This window comes from Salipiger abyssi (assembly GCF_017311415.1).
GTDB lineage: Bacteria > Pseudomonadota > Alphaproteobacteria > Rhodobacterales > Rhodobacteraceae > Salipiger > Salipiger abyssi_A.
This window is the reverse complement of sequence record NZ_JAEKIS010000005.1, coordinates 205,591-219,683: the sequence shown is the minus strand read 5'-3', so window position 1 is coordinate 219,683 and position 14,093 is coordinate 205,591. Positions and strand designations below refer to the sequence as shown.

General features: G+C 66.2%; 13 protein-coding genes. 4 read left to right on the top strand and 9 right to left on the bottom strand.

Going from position 1 to position 14,093, the window contains the following annotated elements:
• The first annotated feature begins 41 nt into the window (after nucleotides 1–41).
• The gene (locus I6N89_RS09250; RefSeq protein WP_207018072.1) at nucleotides 42–794 is read left to right on the top strand and encodes an EcsC family protein; all 753 of its coding nucleotides are present in this window, start codon (nucleotides 42–44) and stop codon (nucleotides 792–794) included.
• A 301-nt stretch (nucleotides 795–1,095) separates the two neighbouring features.
• Here I6N89_RS09250 and I6N89_RS09245 read toward each other — a convergent pair whose 3' ends face one another.
• The 9 genes from I6N89_RS09245 to I6N89_RS09205 form a co-directional block, all read right to left on the bottom strand.
• The gene (locus I6N89_RS09245; protein WP_236016522.1) at nucleotides 1,096–1,461 is read right to left on the bottom strand and encodes a VOC family protein; all 366 of its coding nucleotides are present in this window, start codon (nucleotides 1,459–1,461) and stop codon (nucleotides 1,096–1,098) included.
• Between the two features lie 132 nt (nucleotides 1,462–1,593).
• Nucleotides 1,594–3,828 (bottom strand): phosphoenolpyruvate--protein phosphotransferase, encoded by a 2,235-nt coding sequence (gene ptsP / locus I6N89_RS09240; RefSeq protein WP_207018070.1) that lies wholly within the window; start codon nucleotides 3,826–3,828, stop codon nucleotides 1,594–1,596.
• 48 nt (nucleotides 3,829–3,876) lie between these two features.
• The gene (locus I6N89_RS09235) at nucleotides 3,877–5,115 is read right to left on the bottom strand and encodes an aspartate kinase (protein WP_207018068.1); all 1,239 of its coding nucleotides are present in this window, start codon (nucleotides 5,113–5,115) and stop codon (nucleotides 3,877–3,879) included.
• Nucleotides 5,116–5,229: 114 nt separating this feature from the next.
• The gene (locus I6N89_RS09230) at nucleotides 5,230–5,922 is read right to left on the bottom strand and encodes an N-acetylmuramoyl-L-alanine amidase (RefSeq protein WP_207018205.1); all 693 of its coding nucleotides are present in this window, start codon (nucleotides 5,920–5,922) and stop codon (nucleotides 5,230–5,232) included.
• On the bottom strand, nucleotides 5,886–6,575 hold the full coding sequence (locus I6N89_RS09225) for a hypothetical protein (RefSeq protein ID WP_207018066.1): 690 nt from the start codon (nucleotides 6,573–6,575) through the stop codon (nucleotides 5,886–5,888). Before I6N89_RS09225 ends, I6N89_RS09230 begins: the two co-directional genes overlap by 37 nt.
• 32 nt (nucleotides 6,576–6,607) lie before the next feature.
• Nucleotides 6,608–8,095 carry an Asp-tRNA(Asn)/Glu-tRNA(Gln) amidotransferase subunit GatA gene (gene gatA, locus I6N89_RS09220; protein ID WP_207018064.1) on the bottom strand — a complete coding sequence of 496 codons (1,488 nt, stop codon included), beginning with the start codon at nucleotides 8,093–8,095 and terminating at the stop codon, nucleotides 6,608–6,610.
• A complete protein-coding gene (gene gatC / locus I6N89_RS09215; RefSeq protein WP_076696397.1) occupies nucleotides 8,092–8,379 on the bottom strand; it encodes an Asp-tRNA(Asn)/Glu-tRNA(Gln) amidotransferase subunit GatC in 288 nt (95 codons plus the stop codon). Before gatC ends, gatA begins: the two co-directional genes overlap by 4 nt.
• 318 nt (nucleotides 8,380–8,697) lie before the next feature.
• Complete coding sequence (locus I6N89_RS09210) at nucleotides 8,698–10,089, bottom strand: helix-turn-helix domain-containing protein (RefSeq protein ID WP_207018062.1); 1,392 nt, start codon at nucleotides 10,087–10,089, stop codon at nucleotides 8,698–8,700.
• A gap of 97 nt (nucleotides 10,090–10,186) precedes the next feature.
• Entirely contained in the window at nucleotides 10,187–11,407 is a 1,221-nt protein-coding gene (locus tag I6N89_RS09205) for a multidrug effflux MFS transporter (protein ID WP_207018061.1), read from the bottom strand.
• Nucleotides 11,408–11,592: 185 nt separating this feature from the next.
• Between I6N89_RS09205 and I6N89_RS09200 the strand changes: the two genes are divergently transcribed.
• Genes I6N89_RS09200 through I6N89_RS09190 form a run of 3 tightly spaced genes read left to right on the top strand, consistent with a single transcriptional unit; the run spans nucleotide 11,593 to nucleotide 13,956 of the window.
• Nucleotides 11,593–13,125, top strand: a complete 1,533-nt coding sequence (locus I6N89_RS09200) for an acyl-CoA carboxylase subunit beta (protein ID WP_207018059.1) — start codon at nucleotides 11,593–11,595, stop codon at nucleotides 13,123–13,125.
• Nucleotides 13,126–13,144: 19 nt separating this feature from the next.
• A complete protein-coding gene (locus I6N89_RS09195) occupies nucleotides 13,145–13,483 on the top strand; it encodes a hypothetical protein (protein WP_207018057.1) in 339 nt (112 codons plus the stop codon).
• Entirely contained in the window at nucleotides 13,480–13,956 is a 477-nt protein-coding gene (locus tag I6N89_RS09190; RefSeq protein WP_236016521.1) for a DUF6497 family protein, read from the top strand. Before I6N89_RS09195 ends, I6N89_RS09190 begins: the two co-directional genes overlap by 4 nt.
• Nucleotides 13,957–14,093 lie beyond the last annotated feature (137 nt).

The window sequence follows — 14,093 nt, the reverse complement described above, 5'->3', positions numbered from 1 at the left end:
CCGGCATGCCGATCTTTCCAGCAGGCAGGAAAGGGAGCGCCATGACCGGAACCGAGCTTGTTCCTCTCGATACCAGCGGTGAGATCGCCGCGCTGGCGCGGCGCTATCGCGCGGCCGGCGGTGTCGGTTTGCAGGTGCTGAACCTGATCGGCGGGCAGGCGGAGAACCTGCTCGAACGGCTGCCCGACCGGGTCAAGGACCGGCTCGAGGGCGCCACAGAGCGGGCGCTGGAGACCGCGCTGCGCGCCGCTTCCGGCTCGCGCGGGGTGGTGCGCGACCAGAAGGGCTGGCTCAACACCGCGCTTGCCACGGCGATGGGGGCGGCGGGCGGCGCCGGCGGTCTGCCCTCGGCGCTGGCCGAGCTGCCGGTGACCACCACGGTGCTGTTGCGCACGATCCAGGGCATCGCCGCCGAGCACGGGTTCGACCCCGATACGCCGGAGATCCGCGCCGAATGCCTCGCGGTTTTTGCTTCCGCCGGGCCGCTGGCACAGGATGACGGGGTGGATATGGGCTTTCTCTCGGCGCGGGTGACGCTGACCGGCGCGACGGTGCACGGGCTGATCCGCCGGGTGGCGCCGCGGCTGGCGACGGTGCTGGGGCAGAAGCTGGCGGCGCAGACGGTGCCGGTGCTGGGGGCGGCGGCGGGGGCCGCGACCAATTACGCCTATACCAGCTATTACCAGCAGATGGCGCATGTGCATTTCGGTCTGCTGCGGCTGGCGCGCGAGAGCGGGCAGGAGCGCGCGGCGCTGGTCGATGCGCTGAAAACCGAGCTGGCGCGGCTTGGTTAAGCCTTTCTCAAGGTTAATCGCCTAACAGGGGGGGCGGAGCGGCAAAGTTCTTCTCCGCAGCCCCGCCCGGACATGCACGGGGGCCGCCGGATCGTGGTCTCACCGGTTCCCGGGCAGGGGTAATCCCGCGCAGAAGGTGCGGGCAGTGTCCGTTGCCAGAAGGGCATCGGCGCGCGACAGAACAGACTACGCCCGGCCGCGGAGAGGCTCCGGTCTGGCCGGGCGGCTTTGTCTTTGTCTGTAGGCGCATTCGGGCTGACCGCTTACATGTTCTCCGAGAACTGGCGCCCGTGCGGGGGTGTCACTCCGCGTGCAGCTCCAGCAGCTCGATGCGGTTGCCGAAAGGATCGTCCACATAGATGCGGCGCAGGCCGGGCAGGTCGATGTCGCGGCGCCAGGGCAGGCCGGCGCGATCCAGACGGGCGATCGTCGCGTCGAGCTCCGCGACCTGAAAGGCGGGGTGCGCCTTGCGGGCGGGGGCGAAGGGCTGCTCGGTGCCCAGATGCACGCGCAATGCGCCGCGTTCGAACCAGACGCCGCCACGGGCGCGCAGCGGGGCGGGTTTCTCGGCCGGTTCCAGCCCCAGCACGCCGGAATAGAAGGCGATGGCGTCGGTCTCGCGCCCCGCAGGCATGGCGAGTTGTATATGGTGCAGGGAGAGGAGCAAGAGCGTGTCCGAGTTTTGTATGCCTTTGTATGCAGTACCGGTGGTGGCGGAGGATGTCGAGCGGGTGGTGGGTTGGAAACTCACCCTACGGGTGCGGGGTAGGGTGGGTTTTCAACCCACCTTCTACCGTCCTCACCCGTTCCAGCGCAGGTAATCCAGCACCGACTCGCGCACCGACTGCTCGCCGCGTTCGCGTGCGTCGCAGATCACATCGTAGAGCGCATCGAGATCGGTGCGCATGATCAGGCTTTTCACCGGGCCGATGGAGGCCGGGCGCATCGACAGCTTGTGCAGCCCGATGGCGGCGAGACACACCGCCTCGATGGGCCGCCCTGCATCCTCGCCGCAGAAACTCAGCGCCGTGCCGGTCTCGGAGCAGCGTTGCACGATGCCTTCGAGGAAGGTCAGGAAGCTCACGTTCAGCGTATCGTAGCGCCGGCGCACCCGCTCGTTTTCGCGGTCGGCGGCAAAGAAGAACTGCTTGAGATCGTTGCCGCCGATCGAAATGAAGGCCACGTCCTCGAAGAACTTCTTCGACGCATAGGCGAGGCTCGGCGTCTCCAGCATGGTGCCGATGGTGATGGTCTCGGGCACCTTGTGGCCGAGCTTGCGCTCGATGGCCATGGCCTTGTCGACCTCGGCGCGGGCGGCGCGGAACTCCTCGTATTGCGCCACGAAGGGGAACATCACCGATAGCGGCCGCCCCTCGGAGGCGCGCAGCAGCGCCTGGATCTGCATCCGCATCACGCCCGGCTTGTCGAGTCCGACGCGGATCGCCCGCCAGCCGAGCGCCGGGTTGGGCTCGTCATTGGGCTTCATATAGGGCAGCACCTTGTCCGAGCCGATATCCAGCGTGCGGAAGATCACCGGCTTGTCGCCGGCGGAATCCATCACCCGCTTGTAGACCTCGACCAGCTCGGTGCGGCGCGGCATCTGGTTGCGGATGAGGAATTGCAGCTCGGTGCGGAACAGCCCGACGCCCTCGGCGCCGGAGCTCGGCAGCGACGGCAGATCGGCCAGAAGCCCCGCATTCATGAACAGGTTGATCTGCTTGCCGCAGATCGACATCGCCGGTTTCTGCCGGATCGAGGCGTAGCGCTCCTGCGCCTGCGCCTGCATCGCGATCTTGTCACGGAAGGCACTGACGACGCTTTCGTCGGGGCGCAGATGCACCACGCCCTGATCGCCGTCGACCATGATGTGATCGCCGTTCAGCGCCTCGGTCAGCACCCGGTCGGCGCGGACGACCAGCGGAATAGCCAGGGCACGGGCGACGATGGCGGCGTGGCTGCCGACCGAGCCCTCCTCCAGCACGATGCCTCTGAGCCGCCGCCCGTAATCGAGCAGCTCGCCGGGGCCGATATTGCGGGCGATGAGGATCGGGTCGGCGGGCATCTCGGCGCCGGTCTCGCTGCCCTGACCGGTGAGAATGCGCAGCAGCCGGTTCGACAGGTCGTCGAGATCGTGCAGCCGCTCGCGCAGATAGGCGTCGGTGACCTGGCCCATGCGGGCGCGGGCGGCGGATTGCTCCTTTTCCACCGCCGCCTCGGCGGAGAGGCCGCGGTCGATATCCTCTTCCATGCGCTTCCGCCAGCCCTTGGAATTGGCGAACATGCGGTAGGCTTCGAGCACTTCGAGCTGCTCGCCGCTGGCGCCCGCAAGCATCTCGTCGACGCTGACCCGAAGTTTCTCCACCGCCGATTTCAGCCGCTCGCGCTCACGCTCGGGATCGTCACTGACCAGGTTGGTGACCACGACGCGCGGCTCGTGCAGCCAGACATGGCCCTCGGCGGTGCCCTCCTGACCGGTGATGCCCCGGATCATCGCCGCCTGGGTGTGGCGTGCCTTCAGCGCCGCGCCCTCACCGACAAAGACGCCGAGCTCGGCCATCTCGGCCAGCACCATGGCGACGACCTCAAGCGCATAGATCTCGTCGGCGGTGAATTCGCGCTTGGCCTTGGTCTGCACCACCAGCACGCCGAGCTTTTCGCCAAGCCGCTGGATCGGCAGGCCGAGGAAGCTGGAGAAGATCTCCTCGCCGGTCTCGGGCATGTAGCGGAAGCCGCGTTCCGAGGGCGCGTCAGCGGTGTTGACCATCTTGCCGGTGCGCGCCACGCGCCCCACGAGGCCCTCGCCGAGCTTCATCCGTGTGTGGTGCACCGCCTCCTGCTTGAGCCCCTCGGTGGCGCAGAGCTCGAGCGTGTCCTCGTCGCGGAAGAGGTAGACGGAGCACACTTCGGTGCCCATCGAATCCGCCGTCAGATGCGTGATCTTGTCCAGCCGCGCCTGACCCGCGGCCTCTTCGGCCATGGTGTCGCGCAGCCGGCCAAGCAGCTTGCGGCTTTCGCTTTCCGAGCCATCCGGCATATCGGTCAGACCTGTCCCCGTCCCAGCGAAAAGCCGGCCCGGGTCACCTCAGGCCGCCTTCTCCAGTTCGAACGCATCATGCAGCGCCTGAACCGCGAGTTCCATGTATTTCCGGTCGACCAACACGGAAATTTTTATCTCGGAGGTTGTGATAACCTTAATGTTGATACCCTCTTGCGAGAGAACCTTGAACATTTTCGCCGCGACGCCGGTGTGGGAGCGCATGCCGATTCCCACCACCGAGATCTTGGCGACATTGGTATCGGCCAGGAGGTTGTGGAAATTGATCTCGCCCGAGTCCTGGGCTTTCTTCAGCGCTTCCTCGGCCCGTTTCACCTGATTTGTGGGGCAGGAAAAGGTCATGTCGGTGCGGCCGTCTTCGGAGATGTTCTGCACGATCATGTCCACGTTGATCCCCGCCTCGGAGAGCGGGCTGAAGATCGCCGCGGCGATGCCGGGGCGGTCAGCGACCGAGAACAGGGTCATCTTGGCTTCGTCGCGCGAATGGGCGACCCCGGAAACAACGTTCAGTTCCATGATTTCCTCCTCGTCGCAGACCAGCGTTCCGGCCTCGTCCGACTGTTCCTCGAAACTCGACAGCACCCGCAGCTTGACCTTGTAGCGCATCGCCAGCTCGACCGAGCGGGTTTGCAACACTTTCGCGCCGAGGCTGGCAAGTTCCAGCATCTCTTCAAAGGCGATCTTGTCGAGCTTGCGGGCGTTTTCGCAGATGCGCGGATCGGTGGTATAGACCCCGTCCACATCGGTGTAGATATCGCAGCGCTCGGCCCCGAAGGCGGCGGCAAAGGCCACGGCGGTGGTGTCCGAGCCGCCCCGGCCCAGCGTGGTGATCCGGCCCTCGGGCGAGAGGCCCTGAAAGCCCGCGACCACCGCGACCTTCATGCCCTCGCCGAACTTGCGAGTGATGTTCTCGGTCGGGATATCGACAATGCGCGCGGCGCTGTGGGCGGAGGTGGTCATCAGCGGCACCTGCCAGCCCTGCCAGCTGCGCGCCGGCACGTCCATTTCCTGAAGCGTCAGCGCCATCAGCCCGGCGGTGACGTTCTCGCCCGAGCTGACCACGGCGTCGTATTCGCGCGCGTCGAAGAGGGGAGAGGTTTCCTCGACATAGCCCACGAGCTTGTTTGTCTCGCCCGACATGGCGCTGACGATGACGATCACGTCATAGCCCTTGGCCACCTCGACGCCCACGCGTTTCGCCGCCCGCCGGATCCGGTCGAGCGTCGCGACGGAGGTGCCGCCGAATTTCATCACGAGAACGGGCATGAGGCTTTCCCCGGGGTGTCTTTGAATCAGGCGCGGTTTACGCCGGGGGGGCGGTTCGCGCAAGGGGCGCTGCATGGTCCCGTCCCGGGCCCGGGTGGCTGCGGTTTTTGGGTCTCAGGCGGCAGGCCAGCGCGCGGCGAGATCGGCCATCAGCGCGCGGTCGGCATCGCAGAGCGGGCCGGCAGCGCCGGGACGGAAGCGGGCACGGAAGGCGGCGAGCAGGGCCGTATGCTGATCCTCAGTAAAGACATAGCCGAAGCGTCGGGCATCGGCGTGGAAATCGCCGGGTGTCGCGGGCGAGGGCCGGATCGCCAGCCCGCGCCGCGCCAGCCGCGACCAATCGAAGCGCGGGCCGGGGTCGATCTTGCGCCCGAGCGCAAGGTCGGAATGGCCGATCACCCGCTCCGGCGAGATATCCCAGCGCGCGAGAATGCCGGTGAGCAGGGCCTCCAGCGCGGCCATCTGCGGTTCGGGAAAGGGCTCGGCGCCGGTATTGGCGATCTCGATACCGATGGAGCGGGAATTGACCTCCTCGACGCTGCCCCAGGCGCCGAGCCCCGCATGCCAGGCGCGCATATCTTCGCGCACCAGTTGCCAGCAGGTGCCATGGCGGCCGATCACATAATGGGCGGAGACGCTGGATTCGACATTGCAAAGCCAGTCGCGCGCCCCCTCGGCGCTCTCCATCGCAGTGTAGTGCAAAACGACTGTATCGGCCCGCACGCCGAGCCGGCGCGGGCCGAAATTATCGCTGGGGTGCCAGAGCGGTGTCAGCCGCGCGCCGCGCGGAACGGCGCGGGATCCCAGGCGCAGGCAAAGCCGTCGCCATCCGGGTCGAGCCCGCGGCGGTCGCGCTCTGGTCCGCCGGCGGCGAGGAAGGCCTCTTGTGCGAGATCGGAAGAGTTGTAGGAGCCGCAGGCCTTGGAGATACGGTTGCCATCATAGCGACCGCGACGTTCGTAGAGCTGTGCACCGACCGGGTTGGTGGTGCGCAGCGCATATTCCACGATATTGGGCGCGTCGCTGTCCGGGCGCGGCGGCAGGTCGGTCGGTGTGACGAGCTGGTACTGGGCGCGGTTCTGCGCGATCAGCGCGGCATCGGCCTGAATGTCGCGCTCTGCCGAGACCGCTTCGAAATTGTTCTCGTCGGAGATGCCGGCGGCGTTGGTCACGACCTGCGGCGCCGGGTTCGAGGGGGAGGCCTCGACCGGGGCGACGCCGGAATTTTGCGCGGCGGCGTTTGCGGCGGCCTGCGCCTCTGCGCTGTCGAGCGTCTGGCTTTCCACGGCGGTGGGGGGCTGCACAGTGGTCTGGCCACCGCCCTGCGCCTGCTGCGCCATCTGGCGCTGTGCGTAGGTCTGGTAGTCGTCAAAGCCCACGCCCGCACCGCTATCGGGCACCGACGTGCCACAGGCCGACAGCGCCAGCGCTGCCACACCGCAAAGGAAAACCGTTCTCATCTGTCTGCCCGTCACCCCTGTTTTTCGCGTCCTTACCACCATTTGGCGGGTTTTTCCACAAACCCCGCGGCACGCTCCAGCGCATAAGCGGTATTCAGCAGATCGCCTTCCTCCCAGGGCCGCCCGATCAGTTGCAGCCCCAGCGGCAGGCCCTGCTTGTCCAGACCCGCCGGAACGCTAACGCCCGGAAGCCCCGCAAGGTTCACCGTGACGGTGAAAACGTCGTTGAGATACATCTGCACCGGGTCGGCATCCTTCATCTCGCCGAGCCCGAAGGCGGCGGAGGGCGTGGCCGGGGTCAGGATCGCATCGACGCCATGGGCAAAGACATCCTCGAAGTCTTTCTTGATCAGCGTGCGGACCTTGCGGGCGCGGTTGTAATAGGCGTCGTAGAAGCCCGCCGAGAGCACATAGGTGCCCACCATCACGCGGCGCTGCACCTCGTGGCCGAAGCCCTCGGCGCGGGTTTTCTCGTACATGTCGTTGATGCCCTCGCCCTGCGAAAGCGTGGCGCGGTGGCCGTAGCGCACCCCGTCATAGCGCGCGAGGTTCGACGAGGCCTCGGCGGGAGCGATCACGTAATAGGCGGGCAGGGCGTATTTGGTATGCGGCAGCGAGATATCGACGATCTTCGCGCCGGCATCGGCCAGCATCTCGCGGCCCCTGGTCCAGAGCGCCTCGATCTCCTCGGGCATGCCCTCCATGCGGTATTCGCGCGGGATGCCGATAGTCTTGCCCTTGATGTCGCCGGTGAGCATCGCCTCGAAATCCGGCACCGGCAGATCGGCGGAGGTGCTGTCCTTGGGGTCGTGGCCGCACATGGCGTTGAGCAGGATGGCGCTGTCGCGCACATCCTTGGTCATCGGGCCGGCCTGGTCGAGCGAAGAGGCAAAGGCCACGATACCCCAGCGCGAGCAGCGCCCGTAGGTCGGCTTGATGCCGGTGATGCCGGTGAAGGCGGCGGGCTGGCGGATCGAGCCGCCGGTATCGGTGCCGGTGGCCGCGAGACAGAGATCGGCCGCCACCGCCGCCGCCGAGCCGCCGGAGGAACCGCCGGGGGTGAGGGCGGTATCGTCATTGCCGCGCCGCCACGGGTTCACCGCGTTGCCGTAGCACGAGGTCTCGTTGCTGCTCCCCATGGCGAATTCGTCCATGTTGAGCTTGCCCAGCATCACTGCGCCCGCGTCGAAAAGCTGCGTGGTGACGGTGGATTCGTATTCGGGCTTGAAGCCTTCGAGGATGCGACTCGCAGCCTGGCTGGCCACACCGCGCGTGCAGAAGAGATCCTTGATCCCCATCGGGATGCCGCACATCGACGGCGCGTCGCCGGCCTTGATGCGCGCATCGGCGGCCTGTGCCTGTTCGCGGGCGAGCTCCGGGGTCTTGTGCACGAAGGCATTCAGCGCGCCCGCGCCCTCGATGGCCGAGAGGCAGGCCTCGGTCAGTTCCACACTGGTCACATCGCCGGCGCGCAGCGCGTCGCGCGCCTCGGCCAGTTTCATCTTTGTCAGATCGCTCATTCGACCACCTTCGGCACGGCAAAAAAGCCCTCGCGGGCATCGGGGGCGTTGGAGAGGATCTTGTCCTGCATGCCGCCATCGGTGACGCCGTCCTGACGGCGCTTGAGCCGCATCGGCGTGACCGAGACCATGGGCTCGACGCCCTCCACATCCACCTCGTTCAGCTGTTCGATGAAATCGAGGATATTGGAGAATTCCTGCGCCAGCGCAGGGAGCTGGTCGTCTTCCACCCGGATCCGGGCGAGCTTCGCCACACGCGCGGCGGTATCGGTGTCGATCGACATCGGGGATCTCCGTTGTCCTGAATTTGTCCTGCCCGCTTTACTCCGCCGCGTCTGCGGTCGCAAGCGGTCGGGTTTGGGCTGGGGCGGCTTGAGGCTGTGGTGGGCAGAATTGCCCACCCTACGGGTGCAGAGCCGTCGAGGCCGAGCAGGCGTCCAGGGCAGGTTTTGCGTATTTGGAAAAGAGAAGAAGGGGGCAGGGGCGTTCTCTTGCGTTTCTTCTCTTTGCAAATACGCCCGCCGGAGGCATTCGCATGCACGGGGGCTGTCATGCCGGGCGGGGTAGGGTGGGCAATTTGCCCACCGCACCGCGGGCCGGGCTCATTCCAGCGAATAGGGCAGCACCTCGCGCCGTTCGGGGTGGATCGAGAGCCGCTTTTCCAGCGGCGGCACCGAGCGCTGGTGGCAGTCGGTGCGCTCGCAGATCCGGCAGGAGATGCCGATGGGCTCGAACGCGCCGTCGCGCCCCAGATCGAGCCCGTCCGCATAGACCAGCGCGCCGGCATGTTTGACCTCGCATCCCAGCGCCATGGCGTAGCGCCGTACCGGCGCGCCGAAATGGCCGCCGCGCTTGGTGACGTCGCGCGCGAGCAGCACATAGCGCACCCCGTCCGGCGTCTCGGCAAGCTGGCGCAGGAAACGGCCAGGGGTCTCAAAGGCGCGGTGCACGTTCCAGAGCGGACAGGCGCCGCCGAAACGGGCGAATTGCAGCCGTGTGGCCGAGTGCCGCTTGGTGATCGTGCCGGCCTGATCAACCCGGGCGAAGAAGAACGGGATGCCCTTGGCGCCGGGCCGTTGCAGTGTCGAGAGCCTATGCGCCACCTGTTCGATCGAGGCGCCGAACCGCGCGGCAAGCAGTTCCAGATCGTGCCGCGTCTCCTGCGCCGCGGCGAGGAAGCGGCCATAGGGCATCAGCGCGGCGCCGGCGAAGTAATTCGCGAGCCCCAGCTTGGCGATGGCGCGGGCGGCGTCGGACTGGAAACGACCCAGATCCAGCGTCGCCTCCAGCAGATCGTTCTGCCGCAGCAGCGCCACCTGCACCAGCAACTGGAAATTCTGCGTCTCCGGCGGCACCAGGCTCGACAGGGTGAGCTGCTTGCGCGCCGGGTCGTAGGCGCGCAGCGTCGCGCTATGGGCCATCTCGACCGCGATGCCGCGCTCGCGCAGCCGCGCGATCACCGCGCCGCGCATCTCTCCGTTCAGCCCGTTTGCGAAATGCTCCGCCGCGCGGTCCACCGCGTCGATATAATTGTCGCAATAATGGAAGAAATCGCGCACCTCCTCCCAGGGGGAGGGTTGGAGTTGCGCACCCTCGCGCCCCAGCGCCTCGTCAAGACTGGCCAGCCGCTCATGGGTCTGGCGATAGGCGCGGTGCAGTTCCAGAAAGGCGCGGGCGAGGGCGGGGGCGTTCGACGCGGTGAGCCGCAGATCTGCCAGCGGCGGCGTCTCGCCAAAGACCGGATCGGCCAGCGCTTCGCGCATGTCGGTGACCAGCCGCTCGCTGTCGCCCTGGCCGAGTTCGGTGACGTCAAAGCCGAATTCCTGCGCCAGGGCCAGCACCACCGTGGTGCTGACGGGGCGGTTGTTGTTCTCCATCTGGTTCAGGTAGGGCAGCGAAATGCCGAGCTTGGCGGCGAAATCCTTTTGCGTCAGTCCGAGCCGTCCGCGCAGATCGCGCAGCTTGGCGCCCGCATAGAGCTTGCGTGTGGCCATCGTCCCCTCCTCGCCCGTTTGCGGATTTGCGCGGGATGGTTCGCTAGTTTGCAAATCTCGCGCCGCAGGTCCAGCCCCGCGATGGTCGGGGAAGGGCTCAGAGCAGCCCGGCCAGCCGTTTTTCGCGACGCATCACCAGCAGGATCGAGACGATGGAGGCGGCGCAGGTGACGAACATCAGCCAGAGCAGCGGCCATGCGCCGGTGCCCGGTTGCAAAAGCGCCCCGGCCAGCGCCGAGAGCGCCGCGCCGCCGCCGATCATGATCGCGCCGCTGAGGCCGGAGGCGGTGCCCGCCAGATGCGGGCGCACCGACAGCGCGCCGGCGGTGGCGTTGGGGATGGTCATGCCGTTGCCGAAACCGACGAAGGTCATGAAGCCGAAGAAAGTCAGCGGGTACTGGAAGCCGGCCCAGAACAGCAGCAGCGCCAACGCCAGCCCCAGCGTGACGATGGTGCAGCCCCAAAGGATCATCTGGTTGATCCCGAACCGCGCGGAATAGCGGCCCGAGAGGCCGTTTCCAAAGAAATAGCCGACTGCCGGCGCGCCGAAGAACAGGCCGAGCGTCGCGGGGTCGAGGCCGAAGACCTGAGAGCCGACGAAGGGCGCGCCGCCGAGATAGGCAAAGAACGCGCCCGAGGAGAGTGCGCAGGTCAGCGCATAGCCCCAGAAGCGCGGGCTGCGGAACAGCTCGGGATATTCGCTGAACTGCTGCGCCAGCGAAAGGCCGCTCGAGACCGAGGTCTCGCCGAGATCGCGCCAGCTCAGCCAGAGAATGGCGAGCCCGACGAGGAACAGCAGCCAGAAGGAGGCTTGCCAGCCAAAGGCCTGATCCAGCATGCCGCCAAAGACCGGCCCCACCATCGGCACGACCGCGACGCCCATGGTCACATAGCCGATCATCGAGGCGGCCTGATCCTGCGGGACCATGTCGCGCACCACGGCGCGGCTCAGCACCATGGCGACGATCACGATGGCCTGACACATCCGGAAGATGAGGAAGACCACGATATTGGGCGCGAAGATGCAGCCCAGCGTCGCGATCAGGAACAACACGATGCCCCAGAGAATCACCGGTCGCCGCCCGACCTTGTCGGAAATCGGCCCCACGAGGATTTGCAGCACCGCGTTCACCCCCAGGTAGATCGCGACCGAGAGCTGCATGAGCCGGTATTCGGTGTTGAAATGCGCCGCCATGTTGGGCAGCGAGGGCAAAAACACATTCATCGCAAGCGCAGAGACACCTGCGAGCAGGATAAGTGTGACAAGGTGAGGCGGAGTCGTGCGGTCCAGAAAGCGGACCTTCGGCGCGGGTTGCATGAGCAAAGGGGTAGGACCGAAACCGGGGAATGTCCATTCGGCTTGACGCGCAAAACGGTAATTATGCGCTATTTGCGGATTTGCATTTTGCGATCCAATCTGTTTTCCGTCTTTGCAAATTTGCCGAATTTGACTTGAGTGGACAAGCCGCCTCTGTATGGTCCTGACAAACGAAAGGGACGGCCATGAAAGACATTCTGCATGAACTGGAAGAGCGCCGCAGCGGGGCGCGGCTCGGAGGGGGCCAGAAGCGGATTGATGCGCAGCACGCCAAGGGCAAGCTGACCGCGCGCGAACGGATCGAGGTCCTGCTCGACGAGGGCAGTTTCGAAGAATACGACATGTTCGTCGCCCATCGCTGCACCGATTTCGGCATGGAAAAGAACCGCCCCTACGGTGACGGCGTGGTGACCGGCTGGGGCACGATCAACGGCCGCATGGTCTATGTCTTCAGCCAGGACTTCACCGTTCTGGGCGGCTCCGTCTCGGCCACCCATGCGATGAAGATCTGCAAGATCATGGATATGGCGGTGCAGAACGGCGCCCCGGTGATCGGGCTCAACGATTCGGGCGGCGCGCGGATTCAGGAAGGCGTCGATTCGCTGGCCGGCTATGCCGAGATCTTTCAGCGCAATATCGAGGCCTCGGGTGTGATCCCGCAGATTTCCGTCATCATGGGGCCCTGCGCCGGCGGCGCGGTCTATTCGCCCGCGATGACCGATTTCATCTTCATGGTGAAAGACACCTCTTACATGTTCGTCACCGGTCCCGATGTGGTGAAGACCGTGACCAACGAGGTTGTGACCGCCGAGGAGCTGGGCGGGGCCTCCACCCATACCAAGAAATCCTCCGTCGCCGACGGCGCCTTCGAGAACGATGTCGAGGCGCTGGCCGAGGTGCGGCGGCTGGTCGATTTCCTGCCGCTCAACAACCGCGAGAAACCGCCGGTGCGGCCGTTCTTCGACGATGTCGACCGGGTGGAAACCTCGCTCGACACGATCATTCCGGAAAACGCCAACCAGCCCTATGACATGAAGGAGCTGATCCTGAAGGTCGCGGACGAGGGCGATTTCTACGAGATCCAGGAAGAGCACGCCAAGAACATCATCACCGGCTTCATTCGTCTCGAAGGCCAGACCGTGGGCGTGGTGGCCAACCAGCCGATGGTGCTTGCCGGCTGCCTCGACATCGACAGCTCCAAGAAGGCCGCGCGCTTCGTGCGGTTCTGCGACTGTTTCGAGATCCCGCTGCTGACCTTCGTCGATGTGCCGGGCTTCCTGCCGGGCACCGGTCAGGAATATGGCGGCGTCATCAAGCACGGCGCCAAGCTGCTCTTTGCCTATGGCGAGGCGACGGTGCCGAAGGTGACCGTGATCACCCGCAAAGCTTATGGCGGTGCTTATGACGTGATGAGCTCCAAGCACCTGCGCGGCGATGTCAACTATGCCTGGCCCACCGCCGAGATCGCGGTGATGGGGGCCAAGGGCGCGACCGAGATCATCCATCGCGCCGATCTCGGTGATGCGGAGAAGATCGCCAAGCACACCGCCGATTACGAAGACCGCTTCGCCAACCCCTTCGTGGCGGCGGAACGCGGCTTTATCGACGAGGTGATCCAGCCCCGCTCCACCCGCCGCCGGGTCAGCCGTGCCTTTGCCATGCTGCGCAACAAAAAGCTCAGCAATCCGTGGAAGAAGCACGACAATATCCCGCTCTGAGCCGGTTCTGGGAGGAATCATGGGCCGCAGGGGCTGGTATATGCAGCAGCAGGACGGGGCGCTGATCCTCGCCCGCCGCTGGCCGGCGCGTTTCGATCTGAGCGTCGAGACGCGGCTGCCGCCGGTCGCGCGCAAGGCGCGGCTGGCGCATCAGGTGCGCCAGGATATCTGGCGCGCGCTCCAGCATCTGCGCGGCTTTTCCCCCTGCGTCGCGGTCAGCGACGGGCCGGAGGGCACGGTTCTGCGTGCCGGCGGGCAGGTCGAGGGTCGGGCGCCACGGGCGCGGGCCGAAGCCTGCATCGCCGGGGTTCTGGAGGATGCGGGCAATCGGGCGCGCTGGGTAAGGTGGTCGTCATGAAGGTCATTCACAGGCTGCGACGCGCCCCGGACCTGTTCCGGGGCCTCATGACCGGCCGGGAGGTCCCGGCGCGGGGGCCGGGACGGGGGCTGCTTCTGGCGCTGTGCCTCGCCGATCCGGCGTTTGCGCTGGCCGAGAGCGCGCCGGTGGCGGTGCCGTCCGGCATGCCCGTGGCCTTTCACGACATGCGTATGGACGCGCCGGGCGAGGGGGCGATCTACCGTTTCCGCTTTGTTGCGCCCGAGATCGGCGGCGATAGCCCGCGTCCTTATGAGGAGGTCTCCGGCGACATGGATTTCCTCTGTCAGGACGTGGCTGCCGGAGAGCTTGCCGGGGCCGAGCCGGTGCCTGCGCGCATCGTGATCTCGCTCATGGCGGAGCCGGTGGAATTCGGCGATCCTTCGCCGGGAATACGGCAGTATTTCGAGGCTTACAGCCTGCGGGACGGCCGCTGCATCTGGGAGGCTTTCTGATGTGTCCACAATATCTTGCGGGGAAATTCTCATGTGGGCAGGGGACTGCGGCTTTGCCGCCACAGGTGGCCGCATGCGCGCGGCCCCGATATCTTTCGGTTTGGAATTCGGATATGGTCGACTCGGATTGCACCCAA

Bases quoted from the DNA above. Each gene is read 5' to 3' on its own strand.
- I6N89_RS09250 (WP_207018072.1), top strand. From the start codon at position 42: ATGACCGGAACCGAGCTTGTTCCTCTCGATACCAGCGGTGAGATCGCC.
- ptsP (WP_207018070.1), bottom strand. From the start codon at position 3,828: ATGCCGGATGGCTCGGAAAGCGAAAGCCGCAAGCTGCTTGGCCGGCTG.
- I6N89_RS09235 (WP_207018068.1), bottom strand. From the start codon at position 5,115: ATGCCCGTTCTCGTGATGAAATTCGGCGGCACCTCCGTCGCGACGCTC.
- I6N89_RS09225 (WP_207018066.1), bottom strand. From the start codon at position 6,575: ATGAGAACGGTTTTCCTTTGCGGTGTGGCAGCGCTGGCGCTGTCGGCC.
- gatA (WP_207018064.1), bottom strand. From the start codon at position 8,095: ATGAGCGATCTGACAAAGATGAAACTGGCCGAGGCGCGCGACGCGCTG.
- gatC (WP_076696397.1), bottom strand. From the start codon at position 8,379: ATGTCGATCGACACCGATACCGCCGCGCGTGTGGCGAAGCTCGCCCGG.
- I6N89_RS09210 (WP_207018062.1), bottom strand. From the start codon at position 10,089: ATGGCCACACGCAAGCTCTATGCGGGCGCCAAGCTGCGCGATCTGCGC.
- I6N89_RS09205 (WP_207018061.1), bottom strand. From the start codon at position 11,407: ATGCAACCCGCGCCGAAGGTCCGCTTTCTGGACCGCACGACTCCGCCT.
- I6N89_RS09200 (WP_207018059.1), top strand. From the start codon at position 11,593: ATGAAAGACATTCTGCATGAACTGGAAGAGCGCCGCAGCGGGGCGCGG.
- I6N89_RS09195 (WP_207018057.1), top strand. From the start codon at position 13,145: ATGGGCCGCAGGGGCTGGTATATGCAGCAGCAGGACGGGGCGCTGATC.
- I6N89_RS09190 (WP_236016521.1), top strand. From the start codon at position 13,480: ATGAAGGTCATTCACAGGCTGCGACGCGCCCCGGACCTGTTCCGGGGC.